Origin of the sequence: Bradyrhizobium sp. (genome assembly GCF_030646015.1) — a bacterium.
Taxonomy (GTDB): domain Bacteria; phylum Pseudomonadota; class Alphaproteobacteria; order Rhizobiales; family Xanthobacteraceae; genus Bradyrhizobium.
In genome coordinates this window covers 42,654-63,183 of record NZ_JAUSLT010000021.1, presented here as the reverse complement: position 1 = coordinate 63,183, position 20,530 = coordinate 42,654, and the positions used below count along the sequence as shown (strand labels likewise).

20 protein-coding genes and 1 pseudogene are annotated in these 20,530 nt (G+C 63.0%); 9 read left to right on the top strand and 12 right to left on the bottom strand.

The features are described from left to right. The first annotated feature begins 208 nt into the window (after positions 1-208). The 3 genes from Q7T45_RS02895 to Q7T45_RS02885 are packed head-to-tail and all read left to right on the top strand — an operon-like array spanning position 209 to position 1,607. Complete coding sequence (locus Q7T45_RS02895) at positions 209-523, top strand: helix-turn-helix transcriptional regulator (RefSeq protein WP_304867378.1); 315 nt, start codon at positions 209-211, stop codon at positions 521-523. Continuing rightward, positions 520-978, top strand: coding sequence for an SRPBCC domain-containing protein (locus Q7T45_RS02890; RefSeq protein WP_304867374.1), 459 nt, complete (start codon positions 520-522; stop codon positions 976-978). The genes Q7T45_RS02895 and Q7T45_RS02890 overlap by 4 nt, the downstream gene beginning before the upstream one ends. Continuing rightward, entirely contained in the window at positions 966-1,607 is a 642-nt protein-coding gene (locus Q7T45_RS02885; RefSeq protein ID WP_304867371.1) for a glutathione S-transferase family protein, read from the top strand. The genes Q7T45_RS02890 and Q7T45_RS02885 overlap by 13 nt, the downstream gene beginning before the upstream one ends. Positions 1,608-1,947: 340 nt before the next feature. Here the strand turns inward: Q7T45_RS02885 and Q7T45_RS02880 are convergent, their stop codons facing one another. Beyond that, complete coding sequence (locus tag Q7T45_RS02880; RefSeq protein ID WP_304867368.1) at positions 1,948-3,021, bottom strand: linear amide C-N hydrolase; 1,074 nt, start codon at positions 3,019-3,021, stop codon at positions 1,948-1,950. Between the two features lie 103 nt (positions 3,022-3,124). Here Q7T45_RS02880 and Q7T45_RS02875 point away from each other — a divergent pair. After that, positions 3,125-3,220 (top strand): annotated as a pseudogene (locus Q7T45_RS02875) (glutathione S-transferase family protein); the annotation flags it as partial. Here Q7T45_RS02875 and Q7T45_RS02870 read toward each other — a convergent pair. Beyond that, positions 3,219-3,755, bottom strand: a complete 537-nt coding sequence (locus Q7T45_RS02870; RefSeq protein WP_304867365.1) for a dihydrofolate reductase family protein — start codon at positions 3,753-3,755, stop codon at positions 3,219-3,221. The pseudogene Q7T45_RS02875 and the gene Q7T45_RS02870 sit on opposite strands and share 2 nt — an antisense overlap. Positions 3,756-4,104: 349 nt before the next feature. Here Q7T45_RS02870 and Q7T45_RS02865 point away from each other — a divergent pair, with 349 nt between their 5' ends. Beyond that, complete coding sequence (locus Q7T45_RS02865) at positions 4,105-5,004, top strand: HNH endonuclease (RefSeq protein ID WP_304867362.1); 900 nt, start codon at positions 4,105-4,107, stop codon at positions 5,002-5,004. 192 nt (positions 5,005-5,196) lie between these two features. On the opposite strand, the gene guaA is transcribed toward Q7T45_RS02865, so the two are convergent. Beyond that, positions 5,197-6,792 (bottom strand): glutamine-hydrolyzing GMP synthase, encoded by a 1,596-nt coding sequence (gene guaA / locus Q7T45_RS02860; protein ID WP_304867359.1) that lies wholly within the window; start codon positions 6,790-6,792, stop codon positions 5,197-5,199. 150 nt (positions 6,793-6,942) lie between these two features. On the opposite strand from guaA, the gene Q7T45_RS02855 reads away from it, so the two are divergent. Next, positions 6,943-7,317, top strand: coding sequence for a nuclear transport factor 2 family protein (locus tag Q7T45_RS02855; protein ID WP_304867356.1), 375 nt, complete (start codon positions 6,943-6,945; stop codon positions 7,315-7,317). 30 nt (positions 7,318-7,347) lie between these two features. After that, positions 7,348-7,680 carry a DHCW motif cupin fold protein gene (locus Q7T45_RS02850; protein WP_304867353.1) on the top strand — a complete coding sequence of 111 codons (333 nt, stop codon included), beginning with the start codon at positions 7,348-7,350 and terminating at the stop codon, positions 7,678-7,680. Between the two features lie 107 nt (positions 7,681-7,787). On the opposite strand, the gene Q7T45_RS02845 is transcribed toward Q7T45_RS02850, so the two are convergent. Then, positions 7,788-9,095 (bottom strand): RsmB/NOP family class I SAM-dependent RNA methyltransferase, encoded by a 1,308-nt coding sequence (locus tag Q7T45_RS02845; protein ID WP_304867350.1) that lies wholly within the window; start codon positions 9,093-9,095, stop codon positions 7,788-7,790. A 25-nt stretch (positions 9,096-9,120) separates the two neighbouring features. Continuing rightward, on the bottom strand, positions 9,121-9,543 hold the full coding sequence (locus tag Q7T45_RS02840) for an MAPEG family protein (RefSeq protein WP_304867347.1): 423 nt from the start codon (positions 9,541-9,543) through the stop codon (positions 9,121-9,123). A gap of 171 nt (positions 9,544-9,714) precedes the next feature. Here Q7T45_RS02840 and Q7T45_RS02835 point away from each other — a divergent pair, with 171 nt between their 5' ends. Beyond that, a complete protein-coding gene (locus tag Q7T45_RS02835) occupies positions 9,715-10,398 on the top strand; it encodes an acriflavin resistance protein (protein WP_370691196.1) in 684 nt (227 codons plus the stop codon). Positions 10,399-10,418: 20 nt separating this feature from the next. On the opposite strand, the gene Q7T45_RS02830 is transcribed toward Q7T45_RS02835, so the two are convergent. Then, a complete protein-coding gene (locus Q7T45_RS02830; RefSeq protein ID WP_304867344.1) occupies positions 10,419-12,107 on the bottom strand; it encodes a methyl-accepting chemotaxis protein in 1,689 nt (562 codons plus the stop codon). A gap of 174 nt (positions 12,108-12,281) precedes the next feature. On the opposite strand from Q7T45_RS02830, the gene Q7T45_RS02825 reads away from it, so the two are divergent. Further along, a complete protein-coding gene (locus Q7T45_RS02825) occupies positions 12,282-13,112 on the top strand; it encodes a metallophosphoesterase (protein WP_304867341.1) in 831 nt (276 codons plus the stop codon). Here Q7T45_RS02825 and Q7T45_RS02820 read toward each other — a convergent pair. From Q7T45_RS02820 to Q7T45_RS02795, 6 genes are all read right to left on the bottom strand, one after another. Next, on the bottom strand, positions 13,095-15,446 hold the full coding sequence (locus Q7T45_RS02820; RefSeq protein ID WP_304867339.1) for a hypothetical protein: 2,352 nt from the start codon (positions 15,444-15,446) through the stop codon (positions 13,095-13,097). The genes Q7T45_RS02825 and Q7T45_RS02820 overlap by 18 nt on opposite strands. A 215-nt stretch (positions 15,447-15,661) precedes the next feature. Next, positions 15,662-16,168 carry a hypothetical protein gene (locus Q7T45_RS02815; protein WP_304867336.1) on the bottom strand — a complete coding sequence of 169 codons (507 nt, stop codon included), beginning with the start codon at positions 16,166-16,168 and terminating at the stop codon, positions 15,662-15,664. Positions 16,169-16,338: 170 nt separating this feature from the next. Further along, positions 16,339-17,364 carry an NADP-dependent oxidoreductase gene (locus Q7T45_RS02810; protein WP_304867334.1) on the bottom strand — a complete coding sequence of 342 codons (1,026 nt, stop codon included), beginning with the start codon at positions 17,362-17,364 and terminating at the stop codon, positions 16,339-16,341. 234 nt (positions 17,365-17,598) lie between these two features. Further along, complete coding sequence (locus tag Q7T45_RS02805; protein WP_304867331.1) at positions 17,599-18,222, bottom strand: hypothetical protein; 624 nt, start codon at positions 18,220-18,222, stop codon at positions 17,599-17,601. A 150-nt stretch (positions 18,223-18,372) separates the two neighbouring features. After that, positions 18,373-19,869, bottom strand: a complete 1,497-nt coding sequence (gene guaB, locus Q7T45_RS02800; RefSeq protein WP_304867329.1) for an IMP dehydrogenase — start codon at positions 19,867-19,869, stop codon at positions 18,373-18,375. A 198-nt stretch (positions 19,870-20,067) separates the two neighbouring features. Next, entirely contained in the window at positions 20,068-20,316 is a 249-nt protein-coding gene (locus Q7T45_RS02795) for a hypothetical protein (protein WP_304867328.1), read from the bottom strand. Between the last annotated feature and the right edge of the window lie 214 nt (positions 20,317-20,530).

The following is a 20,530-nucleotide window of genomic DNA, read 5'->3' as shown; positions in this document are numbered from 1 at the left end:
GCGCAGTTCCAAACCAGAATATCGAAAACAACCCCATGTACAGTAAGCGGCAGCGCTTGCGGCGCGAGGACAATCGCCGGCGCATCAATGCTCCGGTGCCCCGGAATGGCGATCCTCGAATGATTGCCGCGGCGCAGATGCCCGAAGATTGACTCCCCGCGTGACAAAAGCAATACTTCGCTACATGGTGAAGTATCAAGCATCCCGCATGGACCGCACGTTCTCCGCGCTCGCCGATCCGACCCGGCGGGGCGTCCTGCTGCGGCTGAAGGAGGAGCCCGGGCTTTCGGTGAGCGAGCTGGCTCGGCCGTTTTCGCTGAAACTTCCGGGCATGATGAAGCATCTGGATGTGCTGTCGGATGCGGGATTGATCACGCGCACCAAGACCGGCCGCACCGTGTCAGTCCATCTTTCGGTCGGGCCGATGCGGGAGGCGATGGAGTGGCTCAAACGGTATGAGCGCCTCTGGACGGTCAGCATCGATCGACTTGTCGCGCTCGTCGAAAAGGATGGCAAACGATGACCAGCCTGCCGAGCGTGACCATCGTGCGTCACATCAAGGCCTCGCCTACAAAAGTCTGGGCGGCGATCACGCAGCCCGAACTCATGATGCAGTGGTGGGGTCCTGATGCCGGGCCGACACTCCGCGCCGAAGCGGACGTGCGACCCGGCGGGCGCTTCAGCGTCGTATTCCGGTTGCTGAATGGCGAGGAGCACAATCCCACCGGGATCTATCGGGAAGTGATCCCCGAGAAGAAGCTGGTTTTCACCTGGGACTTGCCCGGGGTGCGGGAACCGGAGTCGCTGGTGACGTTTTGGCTCGAGCCGATCGACGGCGGCACCAGGCTGACGCTGCGCCACGAGCATCTTCCCGACGAAGCGGCACGCCAAAGTCACGAGCAAGGCTGGAATGGCCTGCTCGACAAGCTGCCTGTTTTTCTTTCCGCTTTCTTTGGGAGTGCAGCATGGGCGAGTTGACCCTCACCACCTACGACTGGGTGCCCGAACCGCCGCGCGGCTATGTGCGCGACCTAAGGGCGCGTTGGGCGCTGGAAGAAGCAGGCCTGCCCTATCGCGTCGAGAGCACGCCCTTCCGCGCCCGCCATGCGGAGCATTTTGCGCATCAACCGTTCGGCCAGGTGCCGTGGCTGACGGATGGGGACATCTCGATCTTCGAGAGCGGTGCCATCCTGCTGCATCTCGCCGAGCGCAGTGACGCACTGATGCCCGCCGATCCGCGCGGCCGCAGCGAGACCATTCAATGGCTGTTCGCGACGCTCAATTCGGTCGAGATGGCCAGCCTGCCCTGGTCGCTGCTTATTTTCTCCGGCGAGGCCAAGGACACGCCGGCATGGACGCTCTTCGATGGCTTCCTCGAGCAACACCGATTGGCGCACCTCGAACCGGTGCTGGCGGAGCGCGAATGGCTGGCCGGCTCCTTTTCCGTCGCAGACATCTTGATGGCGGATGTGCTGCGCCTTGTCGATCGATTCGACGGCCTGGCAAACTATCCCGCCTGTCGCGCCTATGTCGCGCGCGCCATGGCCCGCCCGGCCTTTGTGAAGGCATACGCAGACCAGATGGCTCATTTTGCAGCGGCGGGTTGAGCGACACCGGCGCCAAAAGCAGCCGTGAACGGAAAGCCTACGGTCTTCGACTGGTTACAATGTCCTTGATCATCTGTTCCATCTGATGATTCTGCCCAGGCCCGGCGGAAAGCCGATGCTGCAAGGTGTGGTGTCGATCACCGACAGAACGACGGCTGGTATCGCGGCGCCGACATTGTCGTGCCAACAGACCAGGTGTGAATCGCCGAGACAGGTTTCGACATATCTCTGTTCGATGGACACATATAGACACATCTATCGACCGCTCGACGCGTCGAAGCGCATCATTCAAAGGGTCCGGTCCCGGCTCTTTTCCCACGGCTTGCACGGTGGGTGGTGCTCACATCGGCAGACCCAGGAACTTGAACGGCTCAGCCTGCTGGAAATTCGCCGTCGCATCGCCGGAAAAGGTGCGCGACTGTTGAGGTCCGAGATCGAGCTTCTTCACCTTTCCCTTCTCGGGTGAGAAGTCGATCGCCTTCAGATCCACCCAGAATGTGTTCGGGGTGAGCACGGATTCAAAGAAGTAGAGCTTGCGCTGATGGTCGGCGACGGTGCGCCATCGGGTCGAGGATATGTTCGGCTGGTCCGGTGTCGAAATGCCGAATGGCACCGACACGTTGCGGATCACACTGAAGACGCTGGCCAGGGCACGGTCAGGATTTTCATCCTTCGGGATTGCGTTGACGTAGAAGGATGCGCGCGCGAACCGGTCCGCGGCGCGGTTGGTGCCCGGCAGCATCACCGTGCCACCGATCTCCTTCCAGTATTCGTTCAGCGCCAGTTGCTGTTCAAAGAGGGGGGAGTTGGTCATCACCTGGTACTTCCGGTCGTGATGAATAACCGGCTTGCCGTTGATGTATTCGATGATCGCGCTGTCACCCGTGGCATCCGATATCGACAGATGAAGCGTAGCGAGCAACTTCTGCCCGGGCACGTTGTCCGTGACGATCGTGAAGGGATTCTTCTCGAGTACCGCAACTGCTTCCTGAACGGTCGGGAAATTATCGAGCACATATTGTGCCCAGGCGGCGATCGACAGGCCCGGTCTGCCGGAGTCGAACTTTGGATACTCGGATTCCGTGAGCCAGAGGACGTTGGCGACAAGTCCCGCCTCGTTCGTGCCGTCCGACGTCGAGACCCCATGAGCGGAAGCAATCACGCTGCCATATCTGGATGTCCATTGCAGCGAGTTCGGCCCGACCTCTCCGCTACGCGCCAAGCCTCTGGGGAAAATCCAGAGATCGGTGGGCATCTCAAATCGCCAATCCATCGAGCGCGCCGTGATGACCTGGCTCTTGGCGCCGAGATAGACCAGCCGCGTACAGGCGAGCGATAGCGAAGGTGCGGTGGCGATCGCTGCCACCAGACTGATTGCGAAGACACGCGAAAGGGCTGAGCTTTTCATCTTCATCGACACTTTCTGAAGCTGCCAAGATCAGCTTATGAAGTCTCGACGATTGCCACCATGACTTAGCGCAAACCGGACAAGTTTACGCAAAACTTCGCCGTGTTTTCTCGAACCGGTGCTGGCAGGACGCCAACGGCTGGCGGGCACGTTCTCGGTCGCCGACATCCTGTTGGCGAATGTGCTGCGCCTTGTCGACCGGTTCAAGCAGGAACGTACGTCAACCTGATCACCTCCTCGCCAATTCGATCGCTGGCCACCAGGCGGAGCGGCGGCCGGGGGCCGGCGAAGAACGGCTTGCCGCGACCCAGCACGATCGGGTGGAGGTAGAGGCGATACTCGTCGATCAGGCCAAGATCGGTCAGGCTTCGCGCCAGCTCCGGTCCGGCGACGTCGATCTCGCCTGCGCGCTCGGCCTTCAGCTTCCGTACCACCGCCTCGAGGTCATCCCCGACCAGCGTGGCGTTGGGGCCAACTGACTCCAGCGAGCGCGACACCACCCACTTCGGCTGGTTCCGCCAGGCCGTCGCGAAGTCGCGTTCATCGGCGTCCCACTCGGGCTGGTCGTCGTCCCAATAGCGCATCACCTCGTAGATGCGGCGACCGTACACGCTGCCCGCCAGGCCGCGCACCTGCCCGACGAAGTGACGAAACAGCACGGGGTCCGGCCTGAATTCGGCGTGGTCGTGGTCGACATAGCCGTCCAGCGACTGGTTCATTCCAAATACGATTTTCGCCATGGCGATCTCCCACCATCAATGTCTTTTCCGAACACCATCACCCGCATCGTCTGCCTCCCCGCCTGAGCCGGCCCCTTCGGCCTGTCATCGGGAGGACGAACGGGGGTTTCGAAAACCGACAGCGGCACGGAGTTTTTTTCGTCGATTGAGGCGCAGCTTAAAGGGAGGGTTGGCGAAGCGTAACCCGCCATTACAAGCAACGACTTGATGAAATGCTGTGGTGGATTACGCCGGAGCCTGTCATGGGGCCGCGCTTTGCGCGGACCCGTTGGGCTATTCCACTGGAAGACCATGCCGCATAGTATGGTCACGTCCATTCGCGCCCATGGTGAATTCGAGGAGACGATTCTTGGCATTCGGCGTCTTCATCCACCGGTCCGATTCGATCTACGAGGACAGTCCCGCCGAACGCTACCAGTTTCCCCGCCAGTACCTCGCTCGCGTCGAGGCATGCGTCGGCGACTGGATCATCTATTACGAGCCACGGAAAGCCCAGGAGTCGCGCGGATACTTTGCGATTGCCAAAATCCAGCAAGTCATAGCCGACCCGGGCACTTCGGGCATGTACATCGCCGTTATTGAACCAGGCAGCTATCTGGATTTCGTCAATCTTGTACCGTTTAGTGGCGCTGACGGCCTCCTCGAACGCGGTCTATTGAACGAACACGGCAAGATTTCCGGGCGCGCTCAATCCGCGGTCCGACCCATTTCTCCGACGGATTTCAATCGGATCACCGAACTCGGATTCGCCGAGAACACAGCCTTGCTGCCGCGCGTCGATGCGCCCGCCGCCTTGCCAGGCATGCAAGAGGAACAGGCCGTCTTCCAGCACGAGCAGGAACGGAGCCGCGTCGCCTATTTGACTTCCCGCATCGTCCGGGACCGCATCTTCCGCAGCGTCGTTCTACGTGCCTACGATGCCCGCTGCGCGGTTACTTCCTTGAAGTTGATCAATGGCCGCGGGCGGGCCGAGGTCGATGCCGCACATATCAGGCCGGTCGAGGCGAATGGACCGGATATCGTCAGCAATGGGCTTGCCCTCTCCGGCACCGCGCATTGGATGTTTGACCGCGGCTTGATCGGCATCGCGGACGACCATGAGATCCTGATCTCACGTTACGTGAACGATACCGCCGGCGTCCGCGCCATGATCAACAAGACCGGGCGCATTCTCGCACCTGCCCGCACCGCCGATCGGCCTCACCCTCATTTCCTGAAATGGCATCGCGAGAACTGCTTCAAGGCGTGAGAGGCGCCACTTACTCCATATGAAATGCCTTCGAACGATACCTTACGTTCGCGCAGGAGAGAAACCGCGGACTTCCAAGCGTCAATATACGCAGCTTCTGTCTTTCGCCAATTGTCGTCGCCAAATGACCGAGTAGAGGCTGGACGACAAGGAAAACGTTACGGTATGTTTCATGATCACCTGTAGCCGGTCTCACTCCCACTCAATCGTCCCCGGCGGCTTGCTCGTGATGTCATACACCACCCGGTTGACGCCCTTCACCTCGTTGATGATGCGCGTCGCGGTCTCGCCCAGAAACTTCATGTCGAACGCATAAAAATCCGCGGTCATGCCGTCGGTGGAGGTCACGGCGCGAAGGCCGACGACGTATTCGTAGGTCCGGCCGTCGCCCATCACGCCGACGGTCTTGACCGGCAGCAGCACGGCAAAGGCCTGCCAGATGGTGTCGTAGAGGCCGGCTTTTCGAATTTGATCGATGTAGACGGCGTCGGCATTCCGCAAAATGTCGAGCTTTTCCGGGGTGATGTCGCCGGGGCAGCGGATGGCGAGGCCGGGGCCGGGGAACGGATGGCGGCCGACGAAGATTTCGGGCAGGCCGAGTTCGCGCCCGAGCACGCGGACTTCGTCCTTGAACAGTTCGCGCAAGGGCTCGACCAGCTTCATGTTCATGCGCGCCGGAAGGCCGCCGACATTGTGGTGCGATTTGATCGTGACCGAGGGGCCGCCGGTGAAGGAGACGCTCTCGATCACATCAGGGTAGAGCGTGCCTTGCGCCAGGAAATCGGCGCCGCCGATCTTCTTGGCCTCGGTGTCGAACACGTCGATGAAGAGGCGGCCGATGGTCTTGCGCTTCAGCTCGGGGTCGGTGACCCCGGCGAGCTCGCCGAGGAATAGTTTTGACGCATCAACATGCACCAGCGGGATGTTGTAGTGGTGCCGGAACAGGTCGACCACGGTCTTGGCCTCGTCGAGCCGCAGCATGCCGTGATCGACGAACACACAGGTGAGCTGGTCGCCGATCGCCTCGTGGATCAACACCGCCGCGACCGCAGAATCGACGCCACCTGAGAGGCCGCAGATCACCCTGCCCTTGCCGACCTGCGCGCGGATCTTCTCGATCGCCTCCTCGCGGAAGGCGCGCATGGTCCAGTCGCCGGTGAGGCCGGCGACCTTACGGACGAAATTGCGGATCAGTTTGGCGCCATCCGGCGTGTGCACCACTTCGGGGTGGAACATCAGGCCGTAGTACTTGCGCTTCTCGTCCTGGATCACCGCGAACGGTGCATTGGCGCTGGTGCCGGCGACAGTGAAGCCGGGCGGCATTTTGGTGATGCGGTCGCCATGGCTCATCCAGACCGGATGCTTTTCGCCCATGCCCCAGGTGGAATCGAACAGCGCGCTTGCGGCCTTGACCTCGACATCGGCGCGGCCGAACTCGCGGTGGTGGCCACCCTCGACGCTGCCGCCGAGTTGCTCCGCCATGGCCATCTGGCCGTAGCAGATGCCGAGCACCGGCACGCCGGAATCGAAGATCGCCTGCGGCGCGCGCGGCGAGCCCGCTTCATGCACCGATTCCGGGCCGCCGGAGAGGATCACCGCTTTCGGCTTCATCTCGGCGAAGGCGGCTTCGGCCTTCTGGAACGGGACGATTTCCGAGTAGACGCCCTCCTCGCGCACCCGGCGCGCGATCAGTTGCGTCACCTGACTGCCGAAATCGACGATCAGAATCTTGTCATGCGCCGAGGCCACCGAAGGCACCGACTCTGCTGCTGGCTGTGGGGCTGTCATGGACAGCAAATACGCGACGGGGGGCCGGCTCGCAACCGCGCAAAACGACGGCCCACATGCTTCTGCAGGCATGGACAAATCCATATAGGTAAGTATCATTGACCTATATGTGCCAACGGGAGCGCACAGCCGAATCGCCAGGGAGGAACCATGCAAGGCCAGCCTCACGCCGCCGCCGATCTGGCCACTCTCGGCCGGGACTGGATCGCGGCCTGGAATTCCCGCGACCTGGAACGGATTCTCGCGCTCTACGCTGACGATAGCGAGATGACCTCCGACAGGATTCAGGCGCTCGGCTTTGACTCCAGTGGAACATTACGCGGCAAGGCCAAGCTTCGGGAATATTGGGGAAAAGCGCTTCAGCTGGTGCCCAATCTGCAGTTCGACCTGATTGACTTGTTCGTCAGTCCCGACAGCGTCGTGGTGTTTTATGCGAACGAGCGCGGGATGAGGATTTGCGAGTATCTCAGGGTCGATGCGGACGGCAAGATCAGGCAAGGTTCGGCCAATCACCTCGCGCATTAGCCGCAGCTCGTACAGCCCGGGACCTTCGCCATGAAAATTCCAGCGCTCCCCTTCACGGTCACGGACTGGAGCAAGGTAGCCGCGGTGACGCACCCCGGCGTATCAGGGCAAGCCCACTGGCGCACCCTCGATATCGGCGATCTCCGGGTCCGGATGGTCGAGTACACGCCCGGCTACTTCGCCGATCACTGGTGCGACCGCGGGCACGTGCTCTATGTCGTGGAAGGCGAACTCGATACCGAGTTGCGCGACGGCCGCACCTTCAAGCTCAAGCCGGGCATGAGCTACCAGGTGTCGGACCACGGCGACGCCGCGCACCGCTCCTCGACGAAAACAGGCGCGAAGCTCTTCATCGTGGATTGAGCGGCCGTACCAACAACGTCATTGCGAGGAGCTCTTGCGACGAAGCAATCCAGCTTCTTTCTTTGTGCCGCGCGATGGATTGCTTCGCTTCGCTCGCAATGACGGCTTTAGGCCGTCATCGCTCTCTTCAGCACCGACACGAAAAACCCGTCCGTGCCCGTGCGGCGCGGCGTCATCAGCCAGCCCTCATTTGACTTGAGTGCCGCCGCCGCAAAATCCTCGGCCTTGTCCCACAACACCGTCACCGTCTGCTCCGGCGGAACCACCGAAAACTCCGGGTGGCGCGCGACGAAGGCTTTGATCTGCTCGCCGTTCTCCTGCGGCAACACCGAGCAGGTGATGTAGGCGATCCGGCCGCCGGGTTTTGCCAGGGCGGCGGCGCGGTCGAGCACGGTGACCTGGTCCTTCAGCCGGACCTCGAGCGCGCCGGGGCGCATCCGCCATTTGGCGTCGGGATTGCGCCGCCAGGTGCCGGTGCCGGTACAGGGCGCATCGATCAGCACGAGGTCGGCTGATGCGTGGATGTCGGAGAGCGTGTCGTTCGGGCCCTTCGGGGTGCGGACGTCGCAATTGTGCACGCCGGCGCGCGACAGCCGCTCGTAGATCGGCGCCAGCTGGCGCTTGTCGTGGTCGGTGGCGATCAGCCGGCCCTTGCCCTGCATCATCGCCGCCAGCGCCAGGGTCTTGCCGCCGGCGCCGGCGCAGAGGTCGATCACCTGCTCGCCGGGCTTTGCGGCCGACAGCAAGGCCGCCAGCTGCGAGCCCTCGTCCTGCACCTCGATGGCGCCCTTGATGAAATCCTCCTCGGCATGGATGCCGGGATTGCGCGCGTCGGCGCCGAGCTCGATGCGCAGCCCGATCGGCGACCATGGCGTCGGCGCCACGCCGAGATGGGCCAGCGACGGCAGCATCTTTTCGCGGGTGGCCTTCAGGGTGTTGACTCGCAAATCGAGCGGCGCCCGGCTCGCCATCGCGGTCGCCTCGGCCACCCGGTCATCGCCGAACACCTGAGCCAGATAGCCGTCGAGCCATTCCGGATAATCGCCGGCGACGTGTGCGGGCGCCTCCGCCAAGGATCGCGATGATAGCGCGGAGCGCTCGGCCTCGGTCAACGGCTCCGGCGCAAAGCGGCCACCGTCGCATAATGCGTCGATCGCCTCGGCATCGAGCTTGCGCTCGAGTTTCAGCATGCCCAGCACGCGCGCCCGCGGCGTATCGGCGTCCATGATCCAGGCGCTGGAAGCACGGCGGCGCAGCACGTCCCAGATCAGGCCCGCGATCGCGGCGCGGTCGCCGGAGCCGGCATAGCGGTGCGCGGTACCCCACTCCTTCAGCGCCTTCGCCGCGGGGACGCGCTCTGCGTCGATGGTGCCGATCAGTTCGATGGCGGCCGAGAGCCGCGCTGCGGGAGTCATTAAAAACTTTCAGTTCGAGAACGGGTTAGCTCAACAACAGCATCTTCAGGGCGAAGTAGAGCCACATCGCAAACAACACCAGCACGCCGGCGAACCAGACCAGCGAGCGCGACCGGACGTCGTTGGAGGTCACGAAGATTCCGGCATGGGCAAAGCGCGTTACGACGAATACCCAGGACAGCAGCACGATGACGAGGTCGGCCTTGCGCAGCGGCAGCGCCAGCGCGATCAGGATGTAGAACAGCACCGGGAGCTCGAACTGGTTGCTGAAACAATTGCCGATCTGGGTGACCCGCTCGGGCCAGTTCGGCTGGCGCAGCGCGATATCCTTGAGGGCGACCTGTCGCCCCGTGACCGCCCGGGTCCGCGCCGAGGCCATCCCCAGCAGCAGCGCGAAGGCAAGCCCCACCAGCACGAAGACCGGCAGCAAGACCATTTGAACCGACATCGGAATTCCCTCTGGATGGCGTGCAGGCCCCCGCTATAGCGACCGCGCTTCCCCCTGACAATAAACCCTGAAACAGCGGTTGAACCACATTCGCCGCTGCCGTGACCAACTCCAGGCGGTTCCACCCGTTTCGGGCCGAACCGGCACCAATGCGACCTTCGAGATGCCACGATGAACCTGACTTCCCCCGCCCTGAAGGGTGCCGCCCACGGTACCGAAGCGCCCGGCAGCGCCGTGGCCTCGCTGTTCAAAATGGCCGACGACAGCCCGGACGGCGTGCTCGGCATGCTGATGTCGGGGCTGGCGGGCGTTGCCGCGGCGCTGGCGGTGGCGATCGTTCTGACCGTCTATTTCCGCTCCGGCTATCGAAGCTCACGCGACATCCTGAGGCACGGCCTTGCCGCCACGGTGGTGCTCGCGCTGCTCGCTTTCGTGGCTTACGACATGCGGCATGCCGCCCAGGCCTATCTCGGCATCAACCCGGCAAAACCCGCGGTCGAATTCGAAATCCGGCTGCCGAAGGCCGCGCTGGCCACGGTGTCCGAAACCCAGGTCGAACTGGTCACCGATCGAAACCAGAAGCTGGCCCAGATGCAGGCCGCGCTGGCGTCCGACCACAACGGCCGCACCGTGATCCGGGGGTCGGTGACACTGGATTACCGGACCACCGACCGCGTCGTGGTGCTCCATTTGCCGGGACAGCCGCAGCGGCTGTTCAAGCTGCGGCTCGCGGCGAACCCTGGCCATTCCGATCAGTTCGGGCCGTGGCATCTGGTCGATCGCACCGCCTCGCCCGGCGGCGAAGCGGCGCGCGAGCGGAACGACGCCTTCGCGATCCGCTATCGCGTGCTGTAGCGCTTCGGCGCAGCTCCTCGTCAGGCCACCCGGATGGTCTGCAGGAAGTTTTCAACTTCGGTGCTGAGGTGATTGCTCTCCGCCAGCAGGGAGACCGCGAGGCCGTGAACCTGCCCTGCCGCCGTGCCGGTATCTGCCGCCCCGCGATTGACGTCGGCGATGCGCCCGGTGACCTGCGTCGCGCCCTGGGCGGCCTGCTGGACGTTGCGGGCGATTTCCTGGGTCGATGCGCCCTGCTGGTCCACCGCTGCTGCGATCGCGGTGGAGATCTCGGAAATCTGGCCGATCGTGGCGCCGATCTCCTTGATCGCGGACACCGAATGTTCGGTGGCGGACTGCATTTGCGTGACCTGGGCCGCGATCTCTTCGGTGGCCTTGGCCGTTTGCGCGGATAGCGCCTTGACCTCGGACGCCACGACGGCAAAACCTCGCCCGGCGTCACCGGCACGCGCGGCCTCGATCGTCGCATTGAGCGCCAAAAGGTTGGTCTGCTCGGCGACCGCCGTGATCATCTTGATGACCTCACCGATCCGGCTCGCCGACTGCGACAGCTCCGCGATCCGGACATTGGTTTGCTCGGCCTGCGCCACGGCGGCCTGCGCGATCGCTTGCGATTGCTGGACCTGCCGGCCGATTTCGGCGACCGAGGAAGCCATTTCCTCGGACGCTGCTGCGGCGGAGCGCACATTCGATGACGATTGCTCGGATACCACCGCGACCGTCGCGGATAATTCCTGGGTGGTTTCCGCGGTTTTCGTCAAGTTGCCGGCTGCCGCCTCGATATCGGAAGAAGCCGACGATACCGTCCTGATGATCCGGCCCACCGCCTTTTCAAAACCGTCCGCCACTTGCAGCATTCCGGCCTTGCGGTCCTGCTCGGCCTGCTTCGCCTGTTTCGCATGGGCCGATTCCATGGCTTGTACGCGCAACGAATTTTCCTTGAAGACCTGCAGCGCGCTCGCCATGGCGCCGACCTCGTCCTTGCGGCCCAGCGAGGGAATTTCCGAATCCAGTTCGCCGTTGGCGAGCCGTTGCATCGCACCGGTCATCCGGGTGATCGGACGGATCACGCCCTTTGCCACACCGGCAATCCCGGCGCCGACGACGAGAAAGACGAATGCGGAAATGCACCAGAGCAGAATCGTGAACCGCTGAACCCGGCTGGTGGCTTCGGCTTCCGCGGCGGCGTTGTCGTCGGTGGCTTGCTTGACGATCTCGTCGATCACGGCGCGGTGCGCGGTATAGGCCGCGGCGATCTCCGTGTATGACTTCGTCGCCTGTGCGGTGTCGGCCTTGGCAAGGGCCGGCAGGAACGACTGTTCCAGCACGTTCCAGAAACGCTGGACTTCCTTGTGCGATTTCTCGACAAGCCTGGCCTTGTTCACCGGCTCGAGGTCGGAGGTTTTCCAGAATTCGTGACGCTCGTCATACTCCTTCTTGAGCTGCGAGAGCCGTTCGCGCCGCGCCGCGACCGTCGACGGGTCCTGGCGTGCAAGCGTGGCTTCGAGATAAGCCTCGATGATATATTCAGGCGGCGGCAGAATATCCGCGATCAGGTCATTGCCGAGCTTGATCTTGCTGTAGAGCGGCCCTCCGACCTTGAGCTGGGAGAGCGCGTAATTGCTGGCAAGGATCACGGCCAGGAGACCGACGACGGTCAGCGCCCCGAATGCAAGGATCGCGCGCGAAATCGTAATACGAAATCTCATGGCAATGGTTCCGGGCGGGGTGCAACCTGACGATAATGAGAGACATTGTTACATATTAGTTAAAAACGTATTGAATCCCCGTCGCCGCAACTGCCCAATGCTTAGGCACAGGCGCTTTTGTATTTCATCGTGCCGTCGCCGATCGACGTATAAGAAGTGCGCAAGGAATGCTGCATGACCGAATTTCGCCTGACCCAGATTTCCGATACCCACCTCACCCGCCGCTATCCAAAACTCACCGACAATTTTCACCGGCTCAGCGCCTACATCGACGCGACGCGTCCCGATCTCGTCGTCAACAGCGGCGATCTCGCCTGGGACGCGCCGACCAACCGGGACGATTTCGAATTTGCCCGCGAGCTGCACGCAGCTCTTCCGGCGCCCTGCCGCTATCTTCCAGGCAATCACGATGTCGGCGACAATCCGACCACGCTTGGTCCTACCCCGACCTCACCCGTCACCGAGCCAGGCGTGCAGGCGTTCCGCGCGCACTTCGGCAAAGATTACTGGCGCTTCAAGGCCGCCGGCTGGTGTTTCATCGGGCTCAATTCAATGGTGATGAACACGGGTCTCGCAAGCGAGGCCGAACAGTTCGACTGGCTGGCTCAACAGCTGGCGAGCGCCGATGGCAAGCCGGTGGCGCTGTTCCTGCACAAGCCGCTGTTTCTCAACACGCCCGACGATGCGGAACTGGCGGAAACGGCCATACGCTATGTGCCGATGCCGGCGCGAAGCCGGCTTGTGGAGATGCTGGATACCGTCGACCTGCGGCTGGTCGCCAGCGGCCACGTGCACCAGCGCCGTGATTTTACGTTTCGTCACACCAGGCACGTCTGGGCGCCATCCGTCGGCTTCATCATTCCCGACCACAGGCAGGAAGTGATCGGCGCCAAGGAAGTCGGGCTGGTGGAATACCGCTTCCAGCCCGACAGCTTCGAGGTCCGGCACGTCAGGGCGCCAGGCCAGGTCGATGTCGATCTGGATGCGCTACTCCGCCGGAGCTAGATGCGCGGCTCGCGCCAGTGATGCAGATTTCTGCGAGAACAGCCAAGCCAGCACGTAGAAGCCGAGCGCCAGCAGGTAGAGGAAGGCAAATCCGAAATACATCGAATTATATTCCATCACGCCGCCGAACAGCGCGCCCATCAGATTGTAGGCGAACGCCGTGGAGATGTTGATCCTGCCCTCGCCGACCAGGCTGGAGAAGATGATCCCGGCGAAAAACAACGGAACTGTCAGCACGAAGCAGCTCATGGCCAGCTGCACCAGCGGCGGACCGAAAGCCCAGTCGCTGTGGCTGACCGCCAGCCCGTATCCGACCAGAAGGCTGACGAACAATCCGACATAGGCCGCCCCTGTCAGGTTGCGCGTCGTCCGCGTCACGATCAAATTGGCCATGTAGGCCATGACCAGCACCAGCATGATGGCTGACGCGATCACCACCCAGGTGCCGCCGAGATGCAGCCCAAGCTCGGTGATGGCCTTGGTCTCCACCAGCATGAAGCCGGAGCCGAGAAAGAAGAACGGCAAATAGCTGCGGTCGATCGGATCGGAGAAACCGATGGTCCGGCGCACGAAAAAGTAGCTGAGCAGCAGGATGATCCCGAGCGCGATCATGTAGGTGAAGGGATAGGCGCGCTCGACCATGTAGAAGAACGGCCAGTCGTCGGTCGGGACCGCGGACTCCGGATAGGGCTGCGAGAACAGGTCGGAGACATCGGTAAAGCCGATCGCTGCAAAAGCGCTGGCGTTCGGCATCGTCACCGCGCCGCCCTTGCGGACGATGAAGGCGGTGGTTTTCGAATAGTCATAGAGCACCCGCACCGCCAGCGGCTTGCCGGCGCCGGGCAGTTCCCGCAGGATCTTCGACAGCTTGAAGCCGAGCGCGTCGTTGACCAGCGTGAACGAGATCGAGAGCACGCCGTCGGGCTTCAACAGCTTGAAGGCCTCGGCGATGCCCTCGCGGGTATAGACGTAGGAATCGACCCGCAGGTTGGAGGCATGGCTGAGCGCGGTGTGTGAATCCAGCACGCCGTAGACGATCAGGTCGTATTTCTGGTCCGCGGTACGGAAGAAATTACGCGCATCGTTGATCGACAGGTTGACGCGCTTGTCGTCGTACGGCCGCTCCGGATGATATTTCTGGCCGAGGAAGGCGATGGCGGGATCGATCTCGATCGCATCGACGTGCGACGCGCCCATCCGCAACGCGGTGGCGACGTCGTTGCCGCTGCCCGAGCCGACGATGGCGACGCGCTCCGGCGGCTTTTTGAAATTGTATGGGAATTCGTAATAGGCGCGAACATACTTATCCGCGTCGGTCTCCTGCCCGCGCTTGCCCTCGGCGAAATTGTAGACCTTCTGGTAGTAGCTGCCGCCCGACAGGATCTGCATCAATCCTTCTGATGTGGCGGTGCGCTCCAGCAGCTGGTAGGGCGAATAGATCCGCTGCGTCTCGGGCTGCACCGGCCAGGCCAGGATCGCCAGCAGCGCGCAGAAGCTGGCGAGGCCCACCGGAAGGAAGTTGTCGCGCGGCAACACGAACAGCAGCATCATGCCGCCGACCACACCGAACCAGATCACCGGCGGCAGCCAGTACAGGCTCATCACGAACAGCGCGATGACGCCCAGGATGCTGCCGATCAGATTGAGGCTGTAGGCTTTCAGCGAGTTGGAGCTGTGCAGCAGCTTGCCGCAGAGCTGGCCCACGGGATAGCAGATGCAGGCGCAGAGAATAAAACTCGCTCCGAGCAGGAAGTAGACCGGCAGGTCGAACGTGGAGAGCCAGCCGATCGAGAAGATCAGGTGCCCGCCGCCGGTATCGTAGCGCAGCAACGTGATGACCCCGACGAACAGCGCCAGCATCGGCAAGACAAGCGCGGGCGCGCAGCGCTGCTTTTCCGCCACCGCGTAGCCCGCGCCGAGGCCGAGGAAGCAGGCCAGCATGGTGAAATTCTTGTAGAAGGCGAACACCGGAAAGACCGAGGCGAGCCAGCGGATAAGCACCAGTTCCAAAAGCAGGCTGAGCATCGTCACCAGAACGACCGCCCTGATCTTGCTCCGGGTGCTCAAATTGTCGTAGTCGGCTTCGAACAGCGTGCCCATCAGCCTGACCTGGCGCTCCAGCGGCTCGGCCAGCCAGCCCCAGCAGAACAGCGCGCCCAGCGTCAGTCCAAACGCGATCCTGACAAGGCTGACCGCCCACTCCGCGGCACCGACATCGGGGCGCATCATCAGGGTGTAGATCGCGATCGCCGTGTAGACGAACAGCAATCCGCCGAGCGACAGGCAGAAGATGCGAACCAGGCTGCGATTGGGATTGTGGGCGGTATTTTTCATGAGCCGGACCGGGAGCGTTGGTGAAACCGTGCGCTCCCGCATCGAAAAACCCCGTGAAATCCACGCGATGGTTCGTGGCTTATGGCTTCACCAGGGATCGAGCGTGCGTCGAGGCGAAAGACTAGGCAGCTTCGCTTAAGAGCCTGTTACCGGAGGTCGTGAATCGGCCGGCCTGCTATTGGATATTGATGCCGGATTGACGGGCTTTGTCGGGCCTATGCGCCCCCGGCCGTATTGAACCGGGAAAGGTCGCAATCGCGCTCGGCATATTGGGTCCGGCGCAGCCCCTCGCGGTCCGTCACCACGGCCGGCCGGCAACGCGCCTGCCAGGCGGCGCGGGCCTCCGCGTCGGCCTTCTGCTGCTCCGGCGTCGGCGGTGGACCGACACGAATGACGTCGCTGCCGTTGACGCCGAAATCGGTGGATTGGCTGGGCGTGAGCGGACGTCCCAGGCGGATGGCGTCCGCCTTGGCCTTGGCCTCCGCGGCCCGCGCTTTCGCCGCAGCAGCGGCGGCTGCCGCGTTGCCATGGTCCATCGCAAAGGACGGTCCCGCCGGAGGCGGCGTGGCCGGAGCCCGCGCGTTCTGGGCCGACGGAACCGGCGTATCCTGGCTCGGCGCCGTCGATGCTGCGGGCGGATCCGGGGCCATAAACGCCGGCTGGGCCGACGCCGTCGATATGCCAGCCGCAATCAGCAACAAAACAACCGGAATGATGCGCATGTGACAGGTCCCGAAAAAGCGTAGGCAGCGGGACTTGTTGATATTCCGGGAAGGTTGAAGGCGCGTAAATTTGGCTGATTACCGCCCGGACAACAGAATGCGTCGGATTCTAGCGATAGGCGATGGCCGCGCCGGCGCCCGCCCTGTCGAGCGGACGCCGGGCCTGCGGCTCAGGCCTTGTCCGGTCCGACCCGCACCAGCTGCTTGCCGAAGTTGGCGCCCTTCAGAAGACCCATGAAGGCCGCGGGCGCGCTGTCGAGACCCTCGGTGACGAATTCCTTGTGCTTGACCTTGCCCTCGCGCACCCACTGCGACATGTCGCGCAGGAAGTCGCCATGGCGCGCGGCGAAATCGCTGACGATGAAGCCGCGGATGGTCAGCCGTTTTGTCAATACCGCGCGCATCATCTTGCCGGCCCATTTCGGCGAGGTCTCGCCGAAATTATTGTATTCGGCGATCAGGCCGCAGACCGGCATGCGCGCGAACGCATTGAGCAGCGGAAATACCGCTTCGAACACCGCGCCGCCGACATTTTCGAAATAGACGTCGATACCCCCAGGACAGGCTGCCTTCAGCTTGGCCGCGAGATCGGGATCGCGGTGATCGAGGCAATCATCGAAGCCGAGTTCGTTCTTGACGTAGTCGCATTTGTCCTTGCCGCCGGCGATGCCGATCGCGCGCGCCCCCTTGATCTTCGCGATCTGCCCGACCGCCGAGCCGACCGCGCCGGATGCCGCCGCCACCACCACGGTTTCGCCGGGCTGCGGCTTGCCGATATCGAGCAAGCCCGTATAGGCGGTCATGCCGGGCATGCCGAGCACGCCCACCGCGCTCGAGATCGAGCCGAGTTTCGGGTCGATCTTGCTCAGGCCCTTGCCGTCGGAGATCGCATGGGTCTGCCAGCCGGCGCGTGACAGCACGATGTCGCCTTTGGCAAAAGCGGGATTGTTCGAGGCGATCACCTCGCTCACGGTGCCGCCCTCCATCACGCCGCCGATCGGCACCGGCGCCGCATAGGACGGGCCGTCACTCATGCGGCCGCGCATATAGGGATCGAGCGACAGCCAGATGGTGCGCAGCAGCACCTCGCCCGCGCCGGGTGTCGGGATCGCGCACTCCTCGATGCGGAAATCCGAGGCCTTGGGTTCACCGACCGGGCGGGAGGCGAGAATGACGCGCTTTGCTTGATGGGACATGGTTGTTTCCTCCGATTTTTTTATTCGTCACTGCGAGCGTAGCGAAGCAATCCATCGTCGCCAAGCAAAGAAGAGGGGAAGGCGACCGCGACAATCAAGATTGTCGTCGCCCGGCTTGACCGGGCGATCCGGTACGCCGCGGCTTCTCGATTGATCTCTAGCGCCTCTGGATACTGGGTCGCCCGGTCAAGGCCGGGCGACGACAGTGGTGTTGGTGCGAGCGATGAGGTTCGATTAAGCGGTGATCTTCGCCAGCACCGCGTCGAATGCTGCGGCGGCACTCGGAAGATCCTTGAACGCGAGCCCGCTGTCGGCGGACTGCTTCTGCGCTTCGGTCGCGGTGGGACGAATTTCCGCCACCGGCTTCGCGCCCTCAAGCAGCGCCTGCGGGGCGATCACGTGAAACTCATGCGCTTCGATCGGCTGATCCTTGAGCAGGAAGACGCTGAGCGAAACGATGTCCTTGCCGCGCCGGTAGGAAATGTAGCGGTCGACCGCAACCGAACCGTCACGCTGCATCCCGCCCAGCTTGGCGTAGCCCTTGGCGTCCAGCAGCTTGTGCGACTTGAAGCCCTTGACGCCGACCGATTTGGCTTTCGCGGTCTCTTCCGACAAATCGTATTTCTCGGCCATCTCCTTGCCGACGGTCGCGAGCTGCCCGGACATCTCGTGCTCGAATTCCTTCAGCTCGGTGCGCGGCTTTCCGGCCTTGCGGGGCTTTGCGGCATCGCGCTTTTCCATCTCGGCCTTGCATTGCGCAATGACCTCGGCGACGGATTTACGTTCCGCATTGACCAGCAGATTCTTCAGATCCTGATCTGAAAGCGCGGCAATCCTGTCGTCCGACCAATCGACCATGGTAACCAACTTCTCTTCTGAATTATGTTGCGATGACTTCAAGGGAACCGCGCTTCGAATCCGAGCCTGGATCCATGGACAGCGCAGTCGTCCGCAGTTCGCACCCTACCGCGTTTCGCCTGATTTGGGTGGTCTATTTGGGCCCGAAAACTACACCCCGCCGGGGTAATTCGGGCTTTCGCGCGTGATGGTGACGTCATGGACGTGGCTTTCGCGCAGGCCCGCCCCGGTGATCCGCACGAATTCCGCCTTCTCGTGGAACTCGGCGAGGTTTCGCGCGCCGACATAGCCCATTGCCGCGCGCAGGCCGCCGGCCAGCTGATGCATGACGTTGCCGACCGGGCCCTTGTAGGGCACCTGGCCCTCGATGCCCTCCGGCACCAGCTTGAGGGTGTCCTTGATATCCTGCTGGAAGTAGCGGTCGGCGGAACCGCGCGCCATCGCGCCCACCGAGCCCATGCCGCGATAGGCCTTGTAGGAACGGCCCTGCCAAAGGAACACTTCGCCGGGGGTCTCATCGGTGCCGGCCAAGAGCGAGCCGACCATCGCGATGTCGGCGCCGGCGGCCAGCGCCTTGGCGAGATCGCCGGAATATTTGATGCCGCCATCGGCGATCACGGGCACGTTGGCCTTCTTGGCCGCCTCGACCGCATCCATGATCGCGGTCAGTTGCGGCACGCCGACGCCGGCGACGATGCGGGTGGTGCAGATCGAGCCCGGACCGATACCTACCTGGATGGCGTCGGCGCCGGCATCGATCAGCGCCTGCGCGCCTTCCATGGTGGCGATGTTGCCGGCGATCACCTGCACGGCATTGGAGAGCCGCTTGATGCGGTTGACCGCCTGCAGCACCCGCGAGGAATGACCATGCGCGGTGTCCACCACGATGATATCGACCCCGGCATCGATCAGCCGCTCGGTGCGCTCGAAGCCGCCCTCGCCGACCGTGGTCGCGGCTGCGACGCGCAAGCGGCCCTGCGCGTCCTTGCAGGCCAGCGGATGCGCGACCGCCTTTTCCATGTCCTTCACGGTGATCAGGCCGACGCAGCGATACTGGTCGTCGACCACGAGCAGCTTTTCGATGCGATGCTTGTGCAGCATCCGCTTCGCCTCGTCCTGGCTGACGCCCTCGCGCACCGTCACGAGGTTTTCGTGCGTCATCAATTCCGAGATCTTCTGGCGCGGGTCGGTAGCGAAACGGACGTCGCGGTTGGTGAGAATGCCGACCAGTTTGCCGGGCACGCCCTTGCTGGCGCCGGTAACCACGGGAATGCCGGAAAAGCCGTGGTCGGTCATCAGCGCCATGGCATCCGACAGCATGGCGTCGGGACCGATGGTCAGCGGATTGACCACCATGCCGGATTCATACTTCTTGACCTGCCGCACCTGGGCGGCCTGGCCGTCGACGTCGAAATTGCGGTGGATCACGCCGATGCCGCCGGCCTGCGCCATGGCGATCGCCATCCGCGCTTCGGTGACGGTGTCCATCGCGGAAGCGATGATCGGGATGTTGAGCGGAATGGCGCGGGTGACGTGGGAGCGGATGTCGGCCTCGGAGGGCAGGATGTCCGAAAGGCCCGGTTTCAGAAGCACGTCGTCGAACGTATAGGCTTCGCGAATCCCCTGAAGTCCCTGTACCAGCGCCATTTACCAACTCCTTCGGCGGCTCGTTCGCCGCGATATACCTATGGGATGAGCAGGACCTGCGCCGACGCCTTGGCGTCACCGTCGAATCGAAGCCCATCGGTAGGGTTGGCGGTGGTCGATAGCATGGCGGGCCGCCGAATCAAAGCGTTTGCCAGCCATGCACAGGCTTTTGTGAGCGGATCCCCGAGGACCCTGCCCCTAGCGCGGATAGCCCGGCGGCGGGCCATGCTGCCGGATCGCCTCCACCACCTCCCGGTGCCGGCGATCCTCGCGCTTCATGTGAACCACAATCAGCGCGTGCGCCGACGGCACCAGCAGCAGGACGGGGAAGATCAGCCCGAAAATCACGCAAAGCACGATCAGGACAAGGTTGAAGACCGCCGAAAACGGCTGCCCGTTGAGCAGCAGCCCAAGCGGCGGCAACAGGGCGGCGAGGACATAAATCATCGTCGAATCTCCGGCGGGGCTTACTACACCTCTCCCATCGGGAGAGGTCGGCGCGTAGCGCCGGGTGAGGGGTTACGGTGTCTCGTGGTGCCTAGCCCCCTCACCCGAATTGCTGCGCAATTCGACCTCTCCCCGCTGGGGAGAGGTGAAGTCGGGCCTTCGATCATCCAAACGCAAACCAACATTGTCACGCAGGATTTAGGTGGCTTTGCGG

Bases quoted from the DNA above. Each gene is read 5' to 3' on its own strand.
- Q7T45_RS02890 (WP_304867374.1), top strand. From the start codon at position 520: ATGACCAGCCTGCCGAGCGTGACCATCGTGCGTCACATCAAGGCCTCG.
- Q7T45_RS02880 (WP_304867368.1), bottom strand. From the start codon at position 3,021: ATGAAGATGAAAAGCTCAGCCCTTTCGCGTGTCTTCGCAATCAGTCTG.
- Q7T45_RS02805 (WP_304867331.1), bottom strand. From the start codon at position 18,222: ATGGTCGATTGGTCGGACGACAGGATTGCCGCGCTTTCAGATCAGGAT.
- Q7T45_RS02830 (WP_304867344.1), bottom strand. From the start codon at position 12,107: ATGAGATTTCGTATTACGATTTCGCGCGCGATCCTTGCATTCGGGGCG.
- Q7T45_RS02885 (WP_304867371.1), top strand. From the start codon at position 966: ATGGGCGAGTTGACCCTCACCACCTACGACTGGGTGCCCGAACCGCCG.
- Q7T45_RS02855 (WP_304867356.1), top strand. From the start codon at position 6,943: ATGCAAGGCCAGCCTCACGCCGCCGCCGATCTGGCCACTCTCGGCCGG.
- Q7T45_RS02795 (WP_304867328.1), bottom strand. From the start codon at position 20,316: ATGATTTATGTCCTCGCCGCCCTGTTGCCGCCGCTTGGGCTGCTGCTC.
- guaB (WP_304867329.1), bottom strand. From the start codon at position 19,869: ATGGCGCTGGTACAGGGACTTCAGGGGATTCGCGAAGCCTATACGTTC.
- Q7T45_RS02870 (WP_304867365.1), bottom strand. From the start codon at position 3,755: ATGGCGAAAATCGTATTTGGAATGAACCAGTCGCTGGACGGCTATGTC.
- Q7T45_RS02815 (WP_304867336.1), bottom strand. From the start codon at position 16,168: ATGCGCATCATTCCGGTTGTTTTGTTGCTGATTGCGGCTGGCATATCG.
- Q7T45_RS02810 (WP_304867334.1), bottom strand. From the start codon at position 17,364: ATGTCCCATCAAGCAAAGCGCGTCATTCTCGCCTCCCGCCCGGTCGGT.
- Q7T45_RS02825 (WP_304867341.1), top strand. From the start codon at position 12,282: ATGACCGAATTTCGCCTGACCCAGATTTCCGATACCCACCTCACCCGC.
- Q7T45_RS02835 (WP_370691196.1), top strand. From the start codon at position 9,715: ATGAACCTGACTTCCCCCGCCCTGAAGGGTGCCGCCCACGGTACCGAA.
- Q7T45_RS02845 (WP_304867350.1), bottom strand. From the start codon at position 9,095: ATGACTCCCGCAGCGCGGCTCTCGGCCGCCATCGAACTGATCGGCACC.
- Q7T45_RS02895 (WP_304867378.1), top strand. From the start codon at position 209: ATGGACCGCACGTTCTCCGCGCTCGCCGATCCGACCCGGCGGGGCGTC.
- Q7T45_RS02850 (WP_304867353.1), top strand. From the start codon at position 7,348: ATGAAAATTCCAGCGCTCCCCTTCACGGTCACGGACTGGAGCAAGGTA.
- Q7T45_RS02820 (WP_304867339.1), bottom strand. From the start codon at position 15,446: ATGAAAAATACCGCCCACAATCCCAATCGCAGCCTGGTTCGCATCTTC.
- guaA (WP_304867359.1), bottom strand. From the start codon at position 6,792: ATGACAGCCCCACAGCCAGCAGCAGAGTCGGTGCCTTCGGTGGCCTCG.
- Q7T45_RS02840 (WP_304867347.1), bottom strand. From the start codon at position 9,543: ATGTCGGTTCAAATGGTCTTGCTGCCGGTCTTCGTGCTGGTGGGGCTT.